9 protein-coding genes are annotated in these 21,002 nt (G+C 61.6%); 7 read left to right on the top strand and 2 right to left on the bottom strand.

Annotated elements, in window-relative coordinates:
- Window positions 1–11: 11 nt before the first annotated feature.
- Window positions 12–1,079 carry a nucleoid-associated protein gene (locus ACIREA_RS03060; protein WP_397380427.1) on the bottom strand — a complete coding sequence of 356 codons (1,068 nt, stop codon included), beginning with the start codon at window positions 1,077–1,079 and terminating at the stop codon, window positions 12–14.
- A gap of 252 nt (window positions 1,080–1,331) precedes the next feature.
- Here ACIREA_RS03060 and ACIREA_RS03055 point away from each other — a divergent pair, with 252 nt between their 5' ends.
- The 5 genes from ACIREA_RS03055 (at window position 1,332) to ACIREA_RS03035 (ending at window position 5,860) form a co-directional block, all read left to right on the top strand.
- Window positions 1,332–1,631 (top strand): DUF2934 domain-containing protein, encoded by a 300-nt coding sequence (locus ACIREA_RS03055; RefSeq protein ID WP_397380425.1) that lies wholly within the window; start codon window positions 1,332–1,334, stop codon window positions 1,629–1,631.
- A 248-nt stretch (window positions 1,632–1,879) separates the two neighbouring features.
- Complete coding sequence (locus ACIREA_RS03050) at window positions 1,880–2,590, top strand: hypothetical protein (protein WP_397380423.1); 711 nt, start codon at window positions 1,880–1,882, stop codon at window positions 2,588–2,590.
- A 78-nt stretch (window positions 2,591–2,668) separates the two neighbouring features.
- Window positions 2,669–4,009 (top strand): PAS domain-containing protein, encoded by a 1,341-nt coding sequence (locus tag ACIREA_RS03045; RefSeq protein ID WP_397380422.1) that lies wholly within the window; start codon window positions 2,669–2,671, stop codon window positions 4,007–4,009.
- Window positions 4,006–4,707, top strand: a complete 702-nt coding sequence (locus ACIREA_RS03040) for a response regulator (RefSeq protein WP_397380420.1) — start codon at window positions 4,006–4,008, stop codon at window positions 4,705–4,707. Before ACIREA_RS03045 ends, ACIREA_RS03040 begins: the two co-directional genes overlap by 4 nt.
- Before the next feature lie 70 nt (window positions 4,708–4,777).
- Window positions 4,778–5,860 (top strand): SAM-dependent methyltransferase, encoded by a 1,083-nt coding sequence (locus tag ACIREA_RS03035; RefSeq protein WP_397380418.1) that lies wholly within the window; start codon window positions 4,778–4,780, stop codon window positions 5,858–5,860.
- A 3-nt stretch (window positions 5,861–5,863) separates the two neighbouring features.
- Here ACIREA_RS03035 and ACIREA_RS03030 read toward each other — a convergent pair whose 3' ends face one another.
- Complete coding sequence (locus ACIREA_RS03030; RefSeq protein WP_397380416.1) at window positions 5,864–6,523, bottom strand: hypothetical protein; 660 nt, start codon at window positions 6,521–6,523, stop codon at window positions 5,864–5,866.
- Between the two features lie 358 nt (window positions 6,524–6,881).
- Between ACIREA_RS03030 and ACIREA_RS03025 the strand changes: the two genes are divergently transcribed.
- Both ACIREA_RS03025 and ACIREA_RS03020 read left to right on the top strand, forming a co-directional pair.
- Window positions 6,882–7,604, top strand: a complete 723-nt coding sequence (locus ACIREA_RS03025; protein ID WP_397380414.1) for a PEP-CTERM sorting domain-containing protein — start codon at window positions 6,882–6,884, stop codon at window positions 7,602–7,604.
- Window positions 7,605–7,682: 78 nt separating this feature from the next.
- Window positions 7,683–21,002 (top strand): GEVED domain-containing protein (locus ACIREA_RS03020; RefSeq protein ID WP_397380412.1); only part of this gene is annotated, 13,320 nt, incomplete at its 3' end.

Raw genomic sequence — 21,002 nt, 5'->3', positions numbered from 1 at the left:
AACGAAGCGGCCTAGCCCGCGCTGACGTCCTTGTTGTAAAACACCTTCACGTACTTCATGCCCTTGTCGTCGTCGAAACCACGTTCGAGCTGAGGGTCGTTTTCGCTGCTGCCGGGCTTGAAGTGGATTTCGACGCCGGTGTCGAGCTTGAGGACGGCGGCGATGCGTTTTTTGGCCTTGGTGAGGTCCTTCTTGGAGATCTCGAAATTGGTTTCCAGCGGCTGGCCCTGCTCTTCTTCGATGCGGGCGCGGTGTTCGTCGAACTTGGCGATGACGTCGGGGTTTTTGAGGACGGTTTGACCGAATTCTTCGAGGTTGAAGTTCTCGCGGTCTTCAAAGTAATCGAGCGCGTCCTTGGCGGCGGTGGCGGTTTCCCAGGGCGGCGTGTCGTCATTGGCCGGCTGCTGCTCTTCGAGGAAGGAGACGGCCATCTTGGCGTAGGCGTTGGTGAGGAAGGCGGCGTCAGGCACGGCCTCCACGCCGAGGAATTCGCGCACCCAGAAGCGGGTGTCGCCACCGCTGCGGTCGAAGGTCAGGACGTAGTAGCCTTTCTCCTCCCAGAAATTGAGGATGAGGCAGCCTTTGTCGATCTTGTCGGGATTGATGCCGTGCTCGGTATGGAGCTGGAGGTCACCGTTGCGCGGGGTGATGGTGAGGAAGGGCACGACGCTGTCGCTCTTCAGGATGCAGAGGCCGTTGACGAGCTCGCCCTCGATGTGGATTTCCTTGAGGAGGGAGATGCAAAGGTCGCCGGCCTTGATGTTGGGATGGTTGGACTTGGCGTAGAGGCGCTGGGCGATCTCGATGCCTTTGGCGAGAAGTTGATCCTCATCGGCAAAGATGGCCTTGGCGCAGTTGTTCACCTCATGCTGTTTGAGCGAGGCATGATGGGTGAAGCGGTGGGCGATGCAGGCCTTGAAAGGCTTAAGGAACAGCGCGGTAAGAGCTTCCTGATCTCCCTCGGCGATCTGAAACACCTCCTTGGAGGTTTGCAGCGGCTCCTCACGCAGAGGATTGCCGATCTTGGCGAGAACGACTTTGGTGGCGGTGGCGGTATTGAGACGAAGTTTGACGGACATGCGGGGCGCGGAGAGTAGAAAGGGAATGCGATTCGCCAAGGATTAAAGAAATCTGCAGATTAAAGAAACCTGCAATTGAAGTTTGAGGCCGCTACAAGACTGAAAAAACGCCCCGTTGGGCCATGACATATCCGTGAGGGTTTCCCTGATGCCACGAGCAGGGCAGAGCCGATTGCGGGAAATATAGAAACGTACAGAATGGACGGAGCCAGCCGCCAGTTTGCATTTCATCCACGTTTACCCCTCAAAGCCATGAATGCCCCTGTGTACACCCCGCCCAGCGAGACCTCCAGTTCAGGCTCACATCCCTCCGACAAGGAAATCGCCCTGCTTGCTTTCAAGCATTGGAAGAAAGAGGGCTGCTCACATCTGCGGCCAGAGCACTGGCTGAATGCGGAGAAAGAGCTGCTGTCGATTTATGCCGCAGAGGGACAGGCATTTATGCCCGCCGAATCTGAGCGGCTGGAGGATTTCTGGGAACAGGAGATGGAAGCGATCTCCTGCTTCGTCATGGACAGCGATCTCTCACTCGCAACGAAAGGCTGGTCATGAACTCCTCCTGCACACTCCTAGAACCGGCGGCGGAATCTGCCCGCCCCGACTTGACCACCTGTGCGCATGACGGCGACACGCCAGCCACGCAGCGACCGCAGGAAAGCGGCAGGATTTCGAGCGCAGAGCTTGCTCAAAAAGTTTTGAAGCTGACCGGAAGTGTGCGCCTGGTTTCCAGATCCGCTCACCATTGGCATCACTGCGGCATCAACGAATAGAGGCATGTCAATGGATGGCAGGAGGCCGGCATGAACAAACCCCTACCAGCAACCCGACTTCTGGCCGGAGTCACGTTTTCCAGCGCAGCACGTTCTGGTCTGGCGAAGAAAGATGCAAGCCCCTCCCGGGGGCAGCCCAGGCGCATCCTGACACGGCCAGCCGCCATGCTGCGCACCGACGAGGCCGGCCTCTGGATTGAGGAACCCATGATCTTCCACCGGGCGCGGTATGAACGCCTGACGCGCATCCTGCACGGGAAGTTCAACCAGGCCTCCGCACTGCTGACCTGCATGGTTTTGATGGTGCTGGCATGGCGGGCCGCAGGCGGCGAGCCCGTTTCCCCCGAGCGCTGGCTGTGCGCTCTGCTGTCCGGCTGGTTCATTGTCTCGATGGCCCGGCTGGCGTTGTTCACCTGCCTGGCCGCGCCGCGTGGCATCTGCTATGCGCAGGGCAGGCTGCGCGTCTCCGGCCTTGGCACACTGAGGGCGGAGCAAATCCTGCACTGGTCGTTTCAGCACGGGATCAGGATCAACGCCCATGCCAAACCGGGGGCGCGATTGCAAATCTGCTGCCGCTGGTGCGGGTGCGAACGGCACTGGACGATGTTGATGGATGAAGGTCAGGAAACTGAGCGATTGGAGCGCCTGCTGGAAATGCACCTGCCCCGCAGCAGCCATGCTTCCAAGGCATCGACCCTGCACCGCACGATTCAGATTGAAGATGGAATCCTGAGTCAGTAGGCTCCACCCATGCCTCGTTCCTTCTCAAGGCAGTCCAAGCCGGATGGCCCCTCCCCGGCAAAACGCCGGAGCAGGACTGTGCCCCGCACACGCGAGACGCAATCAGGAACACCGGCAAGGCCACCGGCCAGCACGCGGGACAATGGCAAGCCCAGCAAGCAGCGAGCACCAACGACGCAGAAGGCGAAACCAACCCGCACACAGCTCGAAGCGCGCAATGAGGTGCTGACTGCGAGCGAAAAAAGTTTCCGCCTGATCGAAGATGAACTGCGCCGCGAGCGCCTCTTTCTGCGCCAGGTGATTGACGCGACCCCGAGCATGATCTTTGTGAAGGACAAGCACGGCAAGTTTTTGCTGGGCAATGCCGCACTCGCGCACAGCTGCGGAACCACGGCGGAGAAGCTTACGGGAAAGACAGACGCTGATTTCAACCGCACGCCCGAGCAGATCGCGCACTTCCAACAAATCGACCACGACGTCATTTCGAGCGGCAAGGCCCTGCAGATTCCCGAGGAAGAAATCACCCAGGCAGACGGGCAGGTGCGCTGGTTCAGCACGGGGAAGGTGCCGCTGTTCAATGAGGCCGGAGTTTGCGACAAGGTGCTGGGCGTGGCCACGGACATCACCGAACAGCGGCAGACGCAGAAGGATCTGGAGCAGCGTGTGGCGGAACGCACGGCGGAGCTGGTGTCCGCCAATGAGAAACTGACGGCACAGATCGAGGAACGGAACAGGCTGGAAAACGCGCTGATCGACATCTCCGAACAGGAGCAACGCAGGATGGGCCAGGATCTGCATGACGGACTGTGCCAGTCACTCTCGGGGCTGGCCTTCATGGCGCGGTCACTGACGAAAACCCTGGAGGCGCAGGAACTCGCGGGGCCTGCGGCGGAGGCAGCACGGCTGGCTGCTTTGATCCATCAATCCGTGGAGGCCTCACGCGACATCGCCAAAGGACTACACCCCGTGGTCATGGATGCCGAGGGGCTGGTCTCCGCGCTGCATGAACTGGCGGCGCGCAGCAGCGGCAGCATCTCCTGCCGGCTGCGCTGCGAGCGCATGGTTCCCATCACGGACAACAGCGTGGCGCTGCATTTATACCGCATCGCCCAGGAGGCGGTGACCAATGCGCTGAAGCATTCGGGGGCACGCTCGATCACGCTGAGCCTGAGGCTGCGGCAGAATCTTCTCTCATTGAGCGTCGCAGATGACGGGTGCGGCATGCCGGAGGTCATTCATGTGGGCGATGGCATGGGTGTGCGCTTGATGAAGTACCGTGCGGATGTGATCGGCGCGGATTTCAGCATCGGCAGACGCAAGAATCATGGGACGCGCGTATCCTGTGTGCTGCCAATGGCGGCTGTTGAACAGCAACAGCCGCCGGCTTCCCCCCTCTCTCCATCTCTGAACCAAGGATGAATGCCTCTTCATCCAAGCACCCTGCTCCTTTGGAAGTTTGCCGTCACCGCATTCTCATCGTGGATGATCATCCCATTTTCCGCAAAGGCATCGCGATGCTTCTCGAACATGAGCAGGACATTATCATCTGTGGTGAGGCCGAGACAGCCGCAGAAGCCCTGGGACTGGTGGAGCGCCATGAGTTCGAACTGGTGATCGCTGACATCTCCCTGAAGGACATCAATGGCATCGAGCTGGTGAAATCGCTCAAGGTGCTCAAACCCCACCTGCCGGTGCTGGTGCTGTCCATGCACGATGAATCGCTTTACGCCGAACGGGCACTGCGTGCCGGAGCACGCGGCTACCTGATGAAGCAAGCCCCGCCGGACCAGGTGGTGGCCGCCATCCGGCAGGTGCTCAGTGGAGAATTGTATCTCAGTGCTGCGGCAAACCTGCTGATGCTGAACAGCTTTGTGACGGGCCGGGACAGCAACAGCAAAAGCTCCGTGGAGAAGCTCAGCGACCGGGAGCTGGAAATTTTCGAACTCCTTGGCCAGGGCCGGGGCACGAGCATGATCGCCCACGATCTGCGGCTCAGTGTCAAGACCGTCGAAGCCCACCGTTCCCATATCAAAACCAAGCTCGGCATCCACACGGCTCCCGAACTGGTACGTGCAGCGGTGGAATGGGTGACACGCCGCACCGGAGGCGGCGATTGAGAACACAGCTGGCAGCCTGCCTCACTCCTCTGCTTGCAGACAGGACAATGCAGCGCGAGTGCAGGAACACATGACCGACAGCGAAACGACCGCCACTTCCCCAGCTACCCGCCCCTGGCTGGTGCGCATCCCCGAAATTTTCGAGGGGATCGCAGACAGTGTCCTGAAGCAAATGGGGGCAGTTTCGAGCACACGGTTGGGGCAGGATTATTATCTCATCAAGACCGCGACACCGACGGCGATCCGCCAGTCTGAAGCCGCGAAGTTTGCACGCTGGAATCTGCCGATGGACCACACGTGGCCGTGCAATGCGCAAAAGATGGACGGCTTCATCGAGAAGGCGGCGCAGACGCTGCTGAAGAAGTTTGGCGAACGCCAACCCCAAGGGATTTTCATCGGCACGCTGCAGCCCACGTCTCCGGACAAGTATTACAAAGGGCTGGCCTCGAATCTACGCGGCAGGGTGCTGCAATTGTTTCCCAAGCTGAGCGCTGCGACGGTGGAGGAACAGGACCCGACGGCGGAGACCCTGTATTGTCTCGTGGGAAAAGAGGGCTTGTTTTGCGGCATGCAGAGTCCGCGTGCCTCGAACGGTCTGTACGCAGGCGGCAGCAAGTACATTGACCAGGATGCACCGGACACGATCAGCCGTGCGGGCGCCAAGATCGCCGAGGCGCTGCATTATTTGCTGCTGTACCGGCCGCCGATGAAGGAGGGGGCGCACTGGATCGAGCTGGGTGCCTGCCCCGGCGGCATGACGTCGGAACTGCTCGCGCGCAACCAGCGTGTGACAGCGATTGATCGTGCGCCGCTGGACAAACGGCTCGATGGCCGGCCCGGGCTGAAGTTTTTCCTGGAGGACGTAGCCGCCTTTCAGCCGAAGGCAGGCACGGCCTATGACGCGCTGCTGTGCGACATGAACGGACCGCCGGAGGAATCCATCGAGCAGGTGATCCGGCTGTCACGGTTTCTCAAGCCGGGGGGGCTCGTTGTTTTCACGCTCAAAGTGCCGCGTGTTGATTCGCTGGATGAGCCCAACGAGCTTTTCCGCCTCATCGTTGCGATGTCCAAGGCTGCTGGTCTGCGTTTGTTTGCGCAGACGCACCTGACGTATAACCGGCATGAGTTTACGCTGTTCTTTGAGACGTTGTGAAGCTTACGAAATGAAGGTCAGGAGCCACGTGGCGGCTTCTTGATTTTTAAAATTTGGGCTGGCCATCAGTTCGGTCAGCTTCCGGCGGCATTTTTCCGGCTCGCCCTCGGCCAGCATGATGAGGCTGCTCTGCAGGCCATCGTTGTCATGGCCTTCGGCAACACCTGCTGCAAGAGCTTCGAGCAGATCTGCCAGACAGTCTGAACCACCCGTTTTTGCCACCAGTTCGCCGATGAGCTCCCGGGACCAGAAATTATTGTCAGGCGACTTCAGCGCATCCAGCAGCAGTGGGAGATCGGTGGTGCTGACAGCGTCCTTGAGGCGGGCGTGAGCTTCCAGCACCGAATCGCTATCACCGTCATTGGCTCCATCGAGGATGCAGCGGAGGTCAGCGGCAATGCTCTGGCTGATGACCATTTCAAGCTCGGCGGAGAATTCTTCCTCGTCGACCTCAGCCGGCACTGCGGCAGAGAGACCTTCCGGGTTGAGCAGCACGGCTCCTTTGAGGAGGCGGCAGAATTCCTTCTTCGTGACTTTGTGCAGCGTTCCCAGCTTGGAGATGGGGTCTTTCATCACCTTGTACTCGATGGACAGACGCGCCCATTCCACAATGCGGATGTAATTCTCTCCCTGCTTCCAAATCTGGCCTTGTTCCAACTTCATCGGTTCCATTAGCCGCGACACCGGCCAGCGCCATGAGATTCTGCATATAAGGGCACAACAGGCCCGCGCGCGCTGGACAGGGCCGGTGGCGGCATGCAACCCAGTGAGCATTGGCTGGATCGCACAAACGGGTGGGCTGCCGCCCCCTTCCCAAAGCCGGGCATGACTACCGGCAGACCCGAACAGTCAATATTTCCAAATAAATTCGAATTCAGACTTGTTTGCTGGCATTGCTGTTATTATAATTATAATATGTGTGATATGTAAGGACTTAAATCTCAGTTACATCCCTGCCCGGAAGCCTCCTGACGCACCCGTTCCTCCGATTTTGCCCGCAGCCAACAGCCAAAACCCCCCGATGAAAAAGACCTCTTCACTACCCAGACTCCTCTGCCTCGCCGTGGCGCTGGCGTGGACCCACGGTGCCCAGGCCAGCACGGTCTACTGGAACAGCAACTTCAACGACAATCTGTTCGACAGTGCCGGCAACGCTCTGGATGCCACTTATTCGTTTGAGGTTGGGACTTTTACCGGTGGTTTCACCCCCACGTATCAGAACGTTGATCAATGGCAGGCCAACTGGCATGTGCTTGATCGTGCGTATGATCCGGATGCGAACGGCTGGAATCCAGAGCCGATTCCGGTCGGGCAGTATTTTTTAGGAGGCTTCGACTTCAACCCGGATAGCTCATCGAATTCACCCGATGCCAGTCCTGCCGATTTCTTCACCTTGGGGGACACGGTTTATCTCTGGGCCTACAATTCCAAATCGATTGTGCCTGGCAGCGAGTGGGCGCTGGTGACCGACGGCTCACCCGTGGGAGATCTGGCCGATGACTGGGTCATTCCAGATCCATTGGACGGCAATACTTACACCTGGCAGCTGACCGATGCGAACACCACCATCATTGGCGGTGCCAATAACGTGCAGGGACCCGGAACGTATTCCACGACCCCTGGGGCGTTCAGCCTGCAAACAGCCGTGGTGCCAGAGCCCGGTTCGGCATTCCTGCTGCTCGCTGCGGCAGCCGCCCATCTGACTCGCCGCGCCCGCCGCATGACACGCCCGTCCCTGCTCTAAAGCCACCCCATGAGGGAAAACGCATCACGATTCTTTGGTCTGACGTGTCGCCTGAAAGCGACACGTCTCCTCGTTTCAATGTGCTGCGTTTGGCTTGCGGCAGCGACGGCAGCCACAGCGGCGACCGACTTCAGTGACTACTCCGTTTTCACCAGCGCCAGCAGCACCACGGTCAGCAGCATCAAAATCGGCGCCACGACGGACAGCGAAACGGCCATCACCGCAAACGCCACCGCCACGGGTGATGACACCACGGGCAGCGATGACGAAGACGGCGTGACCGTGCCCGCAAGCATAGTGACGGGCACCTCCGGCAGTCTCACCATCAACGTCACCAACACCAGCGGCTCCACGGTGTATCTCAACGCCTGGATCGACTACAACCGCAACGGAGTGCTCACCGATTCTGGTGAACAGATTGCCACCAACACCCTGATCGTCACGGGCACCTCGAACTCGAACAAAACGGTGAACTTCACCGTGCCTGCCACGGCCTCCATCGGCACTGCAGGGGTGCGTGTGCGCCTGACCTCCACCAGCTCGCCCACCTCCACGGGTTTGAAAGGCAACGGTGAGGTCGAGGATTACGTCATGACGCTGGCCTGCCCTGCGGTCACCTTGAGCCCGACCACGCTGAACGTACCGACGGTGGGCACCAACTTTTCGCAAAGCATCACTGCATCTGGCTCCAGCACCACATTTACGTATGCGGTGACTTCTGGAACTCTGCCTGTGGGACTTGCGCTGAGCACCGCAGGGGTCCTGTCCGGGACGCCTACGAGCGCGGCCGCCGCCACTTTCACCGTCACCGCCACGGGTGCCAACTCCTGCACAGGCTCGCAGGCCTACACGGTCACACCCGTTTGTCCGACGGTGAGCCTCAGCCCTGCGGCCAATGGTCTTACTGATGCCTATGTGGGCAGCGCCTTCAGCCAGACAATCACCGCCTCGGGCGGCACCTCGCCTTACAGTTATGCCGTGACGTCCGGCACACTTCCGACAGGTCTCACACTCAGCACCGCAGGTGTTCTCAGCGGCACACCGACGACGAGCAACGCTGCGGGGACCAGCGTCACGATCCGCGCCACGGATACGAGAGGCTGCCAGGGCTCCCTAGCTTACAACATTCAAGTCTGCCCGGCGATCTCGATCAGCCCCGCCACGCTTCCCACTCCCGGCCTCGGCGCTGTCTACAACCAGACCGTCTCGGCTTCTGGCAGTGCTGCGGCCATCACGTATGCGATCGCCACGGGCAGCCTGCCCTCAGGCCTGACGCTGAACTCCAGCACCGGGATCATCTCAGGCACGCCCACCAGCGCAACTGCAGCATCCTTCACCGTGAGCGCGACGGACGCCAACGGCTGCCAGGCCACACGCAGCTACTCGCTCACTCCTGCAGCAACGGACTTCGGCGACTACGCCAGCTTTGGCAGCGTGAGCAGCAACTACAACGCGAACCTCAAACTCGGTGCGCTGTTTGATGCGGAGTCTGCCGCGACCACTGACGCAACCGCCACGGGCGACGATCTCTCCGGTAATGATGACGAAGACGGCGTGACCCTGCCTGCCTTCATCGTGCAGGGAACTTCCGGCAGCTTGAGCGTCAACCTCACCAACACCACAGGTGCGACGGCTTATCTGAACGCCTGGATCGACTACAACAACAACGGCGTGCTCACCGATTCCGGCGAACAGATTGCCACGAACACCCTCATCACGACCGGCACATCGAACTCCAACCGGTCCTTCACCTTCACGGTTCCGGCCGGTGCCAGCGTGGGCACTTCGGGTGTGCGAGTGCGACTGACCTCCACCAGCAGCCCGGGTGCCACTGGAGCCAGTGGCAACGGGGAGGTGGAAGACTATGTGGTCAACATCCTGCCGCCATCGGACTTCGGCGACGATTCTTCCTTTGGCATCGCCGGCAGCACCACTTCGACCGCGATCAGGATGGGCGCACTGGTGGACGGTGAAAACTCCAGCCTCGGCAATGCAGCAGCCACCGGCGATGACGCCAACGGCAGCGATGACGAAGACGGTGTGACGCTGCCAGCCACCGTCATTCAGGGACAGTCCGGTGTGAGCGTGACCGTCAACGTCACGAACACCAGCGGGGCGGACGCCTTCCTCCATGGTTGGATCGACTTCAACAACAACGGCCTCCTCACGGACGCGGGTGAGCAGATCATCGTCAATGATGTGGTCACGACCGGCACAAGCGGCAGCAACCGCAGCTACACCATCACCGTGCCCAGTGCGGCAGCGACCGGAGCCATCGGGGCGCGTTTCAGATTAAGCTCCATCGCCACGCCCGGAGCCACCGGAATTTCGGGTACAGGTGAGGTGGAGGATTACACCATCACCGTCCAGCCCGCGTCCGATCACGGTGACTTCTCACGCTTTGCAGATGCCAGCAGCTACAACTCCAACGACCTGACCATCGGCGATCTGGAGGACACGGAAATCACTGCGGTCACCAATCTGGCGGCCACCGGTGATGACATCACCAACTTCAATGACGAAGACGGCGTGACCTTGCAGGCCATTCTTGTGCAGGGGCAGGCGGGGGTGGCGGTGACCGTCAAACTCAACAACAACACCGGTGCGCCGGCCTACCTGAATGGATGGGTGGACTTCAACAACAATGGCGTGGTCACTGACGCGGGCGAGCAGGTGATCTCCGATGTCGTGGTGGATGATGGCACCACCGGGGACTACCAAACGTACTACTTTGATGTGCCGAGCACCGCGACCGTCGGCACGGTGGGCTCACGTTTCCGCCTGACTTCGGTCGCGAGCCCTGGATACACCGGCGCGAGTGGCTACGGCGAAGTGGAAGACTACACCACGTCCATCGTGGCGCCCTCTTCGAACTTCCGGGATTACTTCTACACGATCCGCAACGTCAACGGCCGCTTCTACCTGGATGAGATCTCGGTTTACAACCCCAACTCCTCCACGCCGACGGTGTCCGTCACTCCGGGGATCCTGGACCTCAACACAGCATCCTCAGGCTTCAACACCAGTTCCTCGGATGCGATGATCAACGGCCTGGCGCTCGACTGGCTCAACCGCCGGTTCTACTGGGCAGCCACGTCCACCGGCTCCAATGGCTACAACTTCAATTTGTACACGGCGGCCTACGACAACGTCAGCAAGACTTGGAGCTCCCAGCTGGTCACAGGCTCGGCGCGGACAAACGTCACCTTCAACACGGGCAGCCCCGTTTCAGGCTCTGCCAGTGCGGGTGCCTTCCCCCGTGCGGCCTTTTACAATGGTGAATACTATGCAGGCGGCCAGCTCAGCAACAACGTGGCGGTGTGGCATTTGAACTCGACGGGCCTGGGGCTGAACACACCCGCCTTCAACGACTACACCAACTTCTTCCACCTTTCCCAGACCTTCAATGGGGGTGACTTCGTCATTCGTCCGCAGGACGGCCTGCTGGTGACCTCCACAGTGATCAGCAATGCCAACACGCTGTTCAATCAGTTCATCGACGACGGCATGAATGCCTCGGGTCCGGCAGCCACCACGGCGAGTGTTGATTCGCAGATCCCCTACTCCAGCAACAGCTCCGTGCAGATCGCCGGCGTGGGTGGTGTCTCCCGCTTGTATGCCCTCGGAGCGACGGGCACCAACATCTACCGCATCGACCGATATGACACCTCCTCTCCGAATGCTGTGAAAGTGGGGCCGCTGCCCACCGCCTCCTACACGGACTTGTCTGAAGGCATCTCCTCTTCAGTGACTTCCCTGGGTGTCAAAGGCATCGTGTACTATGATCCCAACGGTCTTGCAGACGGCATCATCACCGGCACGGGCACCAATGCCAGCGGCCAGCTTTACGCCATGCTGGTGGATGCCTCGGGCAACCTCGTGGACTCCTTCCCCGTCAAGAGCGACGGTACGTTCATCCTCGGCGGCGCCACGGCCAACACCACCTACAAAGTGGTCCTGAGCACTTCCTACGGCAGCCTGGGCTCCACCGCCCCGGCGGCAGACCTTCCCACCGGCTGGCTCAATGCAGGTGAGTTCCTCGGCTCCGGTGCGGGCAGTGACGGCACGGTCGATGGCAAACTCACTGTGACCGTCGGCACCTCTGGCATTGTCAATGCCACCCTGGGCATCTCCAAGACATTGAGCATCGGCGATCTGGTCTGGAACGACGTCAACAACAACGGACTGCAGGACAATGGCGAAAGCGGCATCGGGGGAGTCACTGTGCAGCTTTGGACTCCCGGGACAGACAACGCGATCGGGGGATCAAGCACTGCAGCAGACGCGCTGGCAGCCACCGCCACCACGGATGGCACGGGTGCCTACAGCTTTGTCGGACTGACCGCCGGAAAATACTTTGTCACGGTGACCCCGCCGACGCTTTACTCGGTGGTCAGCAGCACCGCCGCCGGTGACAACGGAGTCAATGGAGACAACAATGGCTCGCAACCCGGTGGAAGGGGCACAGTCGTTTACAGTCCGATCGTGACCCTGACGCAGGGTGCGGAGCCGGGCAATCTCGGCACGGGCGGTGACAGTGTGGAAGACACCATCGACTTCGGATTGCTGACTGCGGTGGATTATGGCGACAACGCCTCCTTTGGCTCCGCTGGCAGCAATGTGGCAGCCAGCTTGTTCCTCGGGACCCTGACAGACTCGGAGTACTCCGCCAACACCAATGCCAGCGCCACGGGTGACGACCTCGCAGGTCTGGATGACGAAGATGGCGTGGTGGTGCCTGCGGCCATTTATCAGGGAACGTCGACCACGCTGACCGTCACTGTCACCAATACCAGCGGTGCCACGGCCTTCCTCAATGCGTGGGTGGATTTCAACGACAACGGCATCTTGACCGACGCCGGCGAGCAGGTCGCCAACAACACCCTCATTATCAACGGCACCAATGGCACAAGCCGCAACATCACCTTCACCACCCCTGCGACCGCCGTCCTCGGCAACGTCGGAATCCGTGTGCGTCTGACCTCCGTCAGCACCCCCGGATCCACTGGCAATGCTGGCAATGGCGAAGTGGAAGACTACGTCGTCAGCGTCTGTCCGGCGGTGACCGTTTCACCGGCAACGCTGCCGGTGCCGACTGTTGGCACCGCCTACACGCAAACCTTCACGGCCAGTGGTGGCGTATCTCCTTACACTTACACTGTGTCGAACGGAGCGCTGCCAGCCTGGGCGGCGCTGAGTTCCGCAGGCGTGCTCAGCGGCACCCCTGGCAGCACAGCCGCTGCCACCTTCACCGTGAAGGCGACGGATGCCACGGGCTGCGCGGGAACGCTCAGCTACACTGTCACCCCGGTGTGCCCGGCGGTGAGCATCACACAGTCCTCCCTGGCTCAGGGCAACGTGGGCACGAGCTATTCACAGACGCTGAACGCCAGCGGCGGCGTCTCCCCCTATGGCACCTGGACGATCACCAGCGGCACGCTTCCGGCTGGCTTGACGCTCAACGCCGGCACGGGTGTCATCAGTGGCACGCCGACGGCCTCCGCCTCACCCGCGACCACCCTCACAGTGCGGGTGAACGACGCCAATGGCTGCCAGGGCTCAAAGAACCTCACGCTGCAGATCTGCCCCGTCGTCACCGTGAGCACGAGCACGCTGCCGGCTGCGATCCAGGGTGCGCCTTACAGTCAGACACTCGCCTCCACCGGCGGAACCTCCGCGTATGCCTACACCATCGCCAGCGGTGCATTGCCAGCCGGGCTCACTCTCTCCAGTGCTGGCGTCATCAGCGGCACCCCCACCGCCACCGGCACCGCGAGCTTCACGGTTCGCTCCACGGACGCCAACAGCTGCGCCGGCACCCGTGCTCTGTCGATCACCACGAATCTGCCCGTGACGGATTTTGGCGATTATCCCGCCTTTGCCGCCGCCTCCCAAATCGCGAGCACTGAAATCAAGATCGGCACTGCTGCGACTGATGCGGAGCCCGTCAATCCGACCACTGGCACGGCGAATGCGGACGACACCACCGGGACCGATGACGAAGATCTGGTGATTCCATCCGTGGTTTCCGGGGGTGACCTGAACGTGAACATCCCAGCGACTCTCAGCGGCAGTGTCGCGCTGGGACGCATCGGGGTCTGGGCGGACTGGAATGATGACGGCGACACCCTGGACGCGAATGAAACCGTCACCCTCACCAGCACGGGCCTCATCGGCGGCAGCAACACCGTCACCGCCACATTCAGTCCTCCAGCAGGCACCACGGTCGGCACCAAGTATCTCCGCATCGTCGTGATCGAAGGCACTACCGCGCCGGTGTTCAGCGGCACCTCCGCCTTGAAGGGTGAAGTCGAAGATTACGCGATCAACGTCACCGCCCCGACGCTGGATTATGGCGATCTACCCGACACCATCATCGGCACTTCCGCAGGCAACTACCAGACTCTCTCCAACGACAATGGACCGGCGCATACGGCCAACAGCAATCTGCGCCTCGGCGCCACGGTGGATGCCGAAGGCAACGGCCAGCCCAACAGCACCGCGACGGGTGACGGAGCGGACGATGACGGCGTGCCCACACTGCCCACGCTGACGCAGAATGTCCCCGCCACGCTGAGCATCAACGCCACCAACTCCTTCGGCTCCGCAGGTTTCCTGAAGGCATGGATCGACTGGAACAACGACGGGAACCTGACCGCTGATGAAGAACTCGGCGCTGAGATCAGCGTGCCGAACGGCACCAGCAACGGAGCTTTCAGTTTCAACTTCACGGTGCCCAGCACCGCCGTGATCGGAGCCAACCTCGGACTGCGCGTCCGCCTCGCCAGCAGCACGATCCCGGCCTCCAATGGCGTCGTCGGCACGGGTGAAGTGGAAGACCACCTCATCACAGTCAACGCCTCCACCGTGGACTTCGGTGACTACCCGAGCTTTGCCTCCGCATCCCGCGTCGCCAGCACATTGATCAAGATCGGCACCAATGCCACCGACGTAGAAACCAGCAATCCCACCTCCGGCAGCGCCACGGCGGATGACACCACCGGCACCGATGACGAAGAACTCACCATGCCGACGCTGCTGACTGGAAGCAGCGGGACGCTGTCCATTCCGGTCACGCTCACCAGCCCGATCACGGCAGGCAAGATCGCCGTGTTTGCAGACTGGAACGGCGACAACGATGTGCTCGACACGAATGAAAGTGTGACGCTCAGCACGTCCAGCCTCGTCACCGGCACCAACACCATCACGGCCACGCTCAGCCCGCCTGTGGGCACGACCGGCGGCGTCAAATACCTGCGCATCATCGCCACGGAAGGCGCCACCGTTCCCACCTTCAGCGGCAGCTCCTCCCTGCGCGGCGAAGTGGAAGACTACGCCGTCACCGTGAACGCCTACTCGCTCGACTTCGGCGATCTGCCAGACACCGGCGCAGGCACCGGCACGGGCAATTATCAGACACTCAACAGCGACAGCGGCCCCTCCCATACCGCCACCTCCACCACGCTGCGCCTCGGTGCCACGGTGGATGTGGAAGGCGACGGCCAGCCAAACACCACGGCCACGGGTGATGGTGCAGATGAAGACGGCATCACCAGCATGCCGGTGTTCAATCGCGGACAGGCCTACACCATTCCTGTCTCAGTCTTCAACAACAGCGGCAGTACCGCACGCATCTTCGGCTTCATTGACTGGAACAATGACGGCGATTTTGCGGACGCGGGTGAAACTCTTACCGCCATGGCGGTGAGCACTTCTGCAAGCCAGCAGACCGTCAACATCACCGGCACCACGCCCGGCACGGCGGCGCTCGGCACCTTTGGCGCGCGCTTCCGTCTTGCCACCGCCGCCACGCTGACGTCCACAGGAACCACCGCCAATGGTGAAGTGGAAGATTACATCGTCACGGCCGCCTGCCCCACGCTCAGCATCAGTCCGGCGTCTTTGCCAGCGACGACGCAGTATGCCAGCTACAATCAAACTCTGAGCTCCACCAACGGCACCGCTCCCTACATCTGGACAGTCTCCACGGGCGCGCTTCCAGGTGGCCTCACCCTGAGCAGCGCAGGTGTCCTCAGCGGCACGGTGACCAGCGCCAGCGGCGCCTACGTCTTCACTGCCAAAGCCACGGATGCGAACGGCTGCTTCGCGACGCAGAGCTACACCATCAGCGTCGGTTCGGGCGGCATGAGCGTGGGCAATCTGGTCTTCCTCGATGAGAACAACAACGGGCTCAAAGATTCCAATGAACGCGGCATTCCGAATGTGCCGGTGGAAATCTGGAGCGCCGGTGCGGACGGACGCGTGAACTCGGGTGATGACCAGGCCGTGACCAACGGCAGTGCCTCTGTGCTCAGCGCCGGCGGCATGCTGGCGGCGGGCAGCTTCGGCACCATCGCCTCTGGTTTCTCCACGCTGACGGCAGTCACGGACTGGACCGGTGCTTATCAGTTCACCTCGCTGGCCACAGGGGTCTACTACCTCAAGATCACACCGCCGAACAAAGCGGTGTTCTCCAGCAAGTACGGCACCGGCACGACCACCTACAGCCTCAACCTCGACTTCCCGCTGGCCAGTTCCACTTCGGTGCTCCTCGACAACGGCATCGACAATGACAACAACGGCGTGCAAACCGCCGGCTCGTTCGTCAGCAGCGCAGATGCAGTCGTCGCAGGTGTGGGTGCTGCGGTTTACAGCATGCCGTTCACGCTTGCCACGGCCACCGAGCCCGGCACCTCCAATCTCGGCAGTGATGAATACACCCTCGACTTTGGTCTGCGCCCCTGCCCCGCCATCGGCATCAGCCCCCTGACAGTTCCTGCAGTCAGTTCGGGCGTGGCCTACAGCACCAGTTTGAGCGCCTCCGGTGGCATCGCTCCTTACTCGTATGCGATCACCCAGGGCACGCTGCCTTCAGGCCTGAGCCTCAGCACCGCCGGTGTCATCTCGGGCACCACCTCCACCACGGGCACGAACGCCATCACTGTGCGCGCCACCGACGCCCGCGGCTGCCAAGGCTTCACCACGATCCAGCTCAGCGTGACGACGGCCATGAGCATCACGACCGCTTCGCTGCCGAATGGCACGGAAGGCACGGCCTACACCTCCACCACGCTGGCGGCCACCGGCGGCAGCAGTCCCTATCAAAACTGGCGTGTCAGCACGGGTGCGCTGCCAACGGGTCTTACGATCAACAGCAGCACGGGTGTGCTCTCCGGCACACCGACCTCCCCAGGCACCTACGTCGTCACGTTCGCGGTGGATGATGCCCTCGTCACCCCGGCCAGTGTCACCGTGACGAATGGTTCCGTGGAAACGGATGCGTGGAGCGCCATCACGTTCACGCCACGCACCAGCGTGACCGGCTGGACGCTTGGCAACAGCGCCCTCTCCGGCACCACCACGGCGGCGCAGATCTACGGCGTCAACGACAGCAATACCAACAACTCGCTGCTGGGTCAAACTCCTGCAGGCCTGCAGTACCTCGCCTCCCCGTTTGTGGACAGCTGGGCCTCGCAGACGGTCAGCGGTTTCACCGTGGGCCGTCCCTACACGCTGCGGGTGCGCTATGCGATGCGCGGCGCGTTTGCCAATCCGAGCACCACGGAAGCACAGCCACCGTTTTACAGCAATGCGCTGTGGATCGCCGGATACAACGCCTCCGCCGCCAGCCTGTTCGGCCCGGCGAGTGTGAACTTCCCCGCAGCGAACGCCGCGAACTATGACAACTGGGCCACGTTTGACATGCCCTTCGTGCCGCAGACCTCCAGCATGGTGTTTGCGTACGGCCTGGACGGCATGGCCATCGATGATGTACAGTTCATTCCCACCGTGGCAGCCACCGCCACCGCCACCAAGCAGTTCACCTTCGTCATCGCCGGGAACCGTGACTGGGGTGATCTTCCCGACACCGGCATCGGCACCGGCACAGCCAACTACCAGACGGCCAACAACGACAGCGGGCCTTCCCATTATCGCAACTCCAACCTGCGTCTCGGTGCCACACTCGACATCGAATCAGACGGTCAGCCTGATGCCACGTCCACGGGTGACGACCTCAGTGGCACCGATGATGAAGACGCCATCGCGTCACTGCCTGCATTCTCCCGCGGTCAAAGCTTCACCATCCCCGTCTCCGTGTTCAACAACACCGGAAGCAGCGCCAGTGTCTATGCCTTCATCGACTGGAACAACGACGGCGACTTCCTGGATCCGTCCGAAACACTCAGCTCCGTGTCGGTCAATTCCAGCGCTTCGCAGCAAAGCGTCAATGTCACCGGCACCGTGCCAGGCACGGCGGTGCTGGCGCAGATCGGCCTGCGTGTACGTTTGACCACGGCGGTGTCTCCGGGAGCCTTTGGCATCGCGCCGAATGGTGAGGTCGAAGACTATCTGATCACCCCCACCTGTCCGGCAGTTGCCTTGAGTCCGGCATCGCTGGCCAACGGCACTCTCAGCCTCGCGTATTCACAGACCCTCACGGCCTCCGGCGGGACAGCGCCTTACACCTATGCGCTCAATTCAGGCACACTGCCTTCGGGTGTCACACTGAATGCCAGCACGGGTGTCCTCAGCGGCACGCCGAACTTCGCCGGCACCTTCAACTTCACCCTCAAGGCCACGGATGCGAACGGCTGCGTGGGAACCAAGACGTATGCGGTGGTGATGACCTGCCCGACGATCTCCATCACGCCGACCACTCTCACCACAGGCACGGTCGGCACCGCTTTCTCCCAGACACTTTCCGCCAGCGGTGGCGCATCTCCTTATGGCTCATGGACGGTGACCAGCGGCACACTGCCTGCCGGTCTCACGCTCAATGCGAGCACCGGCGTCATCAGCGGCACACCCACGGCCGGCAACGGTTCCGGCGCTTCCTTCACCGTGCGTGCCTCGGATGCGAATGGCTGCCAGGGCTCACAGGCGGTCACGCTGAAAATCTGCCCGGTGATCGCGCTGAGTCCTGCGACGCTGACGGCACCCACCGTGGGAAGCGCCTACTCTCAAACCATCACGGCAACGGGAGGAGCTTCGGCTTACACCTTCACGTTGAGCAGCGGCACTCTCCCGGCAGGCTTGAGCCTGAGCAGCGCCGGCGTCATCAGTGGCACGCCCACAAGCACCGCCTCAGCCACCTTCACCGTCCGAGTGGTCGATGCAAACGGCTGCGCGGCGACAAGCACTTACACTCTGGCACCAGGCTGTGCGGCCATTGCCATCTCGCCTGTTTCACTCAATGCCGGAGCCCAAGGGGTTGCTTACACCGCCGCCTTGAGCGCCACGCCATCGGCCAGCTACACATGGTCGGTGGCCAGTGGCACATTGCCGACGGGATTGTCTCTGAATGCCAGCACCGGCGCGCTCGCCGGCACGCCCTCGGCGGCAGGAGCCTACTCGTTCACAGTCAAGGCAGGCACCGGGCCCGCCACGGTTCCCCAGCTCACCTTCTCCACCTACAATCTCGATCTCAACCCCGGCGACACCTTCAACATCCGCGACTACGTGCTGCCGAAAGACGGCTCCAGCACCCCCATCGACTGGAGTCAGGTCAGCTTCACCTACACGGCAGCCGGGGCGAATGATCCCACCGTCCCAGCAGACTGGAATCTCACCAGCTTCAATGCAGGCCTGCCTGTCACCGCTACCAATGCCGATGCCGCAGCGGCAGGCAATTCAGGGACGGGCCGGTTCCGCATTTACATCGTCCGAAACGGACAAACTGTGTATGACGACCATATGGAAATGCGGGTGGATGCCAGCCGCACCAGCCTGGTGAACTCGGCCAAGGTCTCGCCCGCCATCCAGCTCGCATGCAGCGGCACCCGCGCCTACACGATGCGCATCTGCCCGGTGATCGCGCTTACGCCGTCCACACTGACGAATGGCACGATCAACACCGCCTATACACAAACCATCACCGCATCCGGCGGCACCACTCCTTATACCTATGCGGTGAGCAGCGGCACTCTGCCCGCAGGCCTGACGCTCAGCACTGCGGGCGTTCTGTCTGGAACACCCACGAGCACCACGTCCGCTACTTTCACAGTCACCGCCACAGATGCGAACGGTTGCAGCGGCGCGCTCGCCTACACCGTCACTCCAGCGCCTGATTCTGATTACAGTGACTACAGCCTGTTCAGCAGCGCCAGCAGCCGCATGAACTCCACGCTGCGCCTCGGAGCCCTTACCGATGTGGAAGCCGCCACCACCACCAACAGCACCGCCACCGGTGATGACACCACCGGCAGCGATGATGAAGATGGTGTGACGCTGCCAGCCAGCCTCACCCAGGGCGGAGCCGGATCGATCACGGTCAACGTGACGAACACCAGCGGCGCCACGGCCTACCTCAATGCGTGGATCGACTTCAATCAAAATGGATCTCTTTCCGATCCGGGCGAGCAGATCGCCAACAACACCCTCATCGCCACCGGCGTCTCAAACTCCAACCGCACCGTTTCCTTCACCGCGCCGGCCAGTGCCGTGCTGGGCAGCGCAGGCGTGCGTGTGCGCCTGACTTCCACCTCGACACCCGGCCCGACCGGAGCCAGCGGCAACGGCGAAGTGGAAGACAACGTCGCAACGATCGTCGCGCCGACAACGGACTATGGTGACTTCTCGCTCTTCGCGGATGCTTACAGCACGGGCAGCACCAGCCTCAAGCTGGGCGCACTGCAGGACCTTGAAGGCAGCGCCACCAAAAACGCCAGCGCGCAGGGCGATGACACCACCGGCAGCGATGACGAAGACGGCGTGAGCTTCCCTTCCATGACTGCAGGCCAGCCCATGACACTGCCGGTCACCGTGACGAACCTGACGGGCTCCACGGCGTACCTGAACGCCTGGATCGACTACAACAACAACGGCATCGTCACGGATGCGGGCGAACAGATCGCCACCAATGTCAACATCATCACTGGAACCAGCGGAGGCACGGTCAATCTCAACTTCACCGTGCCGGCCAATGCCGTGACCGCCGCCTCGCTCATCGGAACGCGTTTCCGTCTCACCAATGTGCAAACCCCGGGCTCCACTGGGGGCGTCGGCATCGGTGAAGTCGAAGACCATGCAGTCGTCATCCTCGCTCCGCTCACTGACTTCGGCGACTTCAGCGGTGCACCGAGCGTTTCCAACACTGCGAGCACGAATCTGCGCCTTGGTGCGCTCGTTGACACTGAATACGCCGCCACCACCGACGCCACAGCCACGGGTGACGACCTGAATGGTGTGGATGATGAAGACGGAGTCACACTGCCTTCGCTGACTGCCGGCGCACCGGCCACGATCCCTGTCGTCGCCAGCAACAACACCGGAGCCGCCGCTTATCTAAACGCCTGGATCGACTACAACAACAACGGCGTCTTCACCGACTCGGGTGAACAGATCGCCACGAACACTGCAGTGGCGACCGGGCTGACCAACAGCACCTTCAACATCAGC

Origin of the sequence: Prosthecobacter sp. (assembly GCF_044373815.1) — a bacterium.
Lineage (GTDB): Bacteria > Verrucomicrobiota > Verrucomicrobiia > Verrucomicrobiales > Verrucomicrobiaceae > Prosthecobacter.
This window is presented reverse-complemented; position numbering and strand designations above follow the sequence as displayed.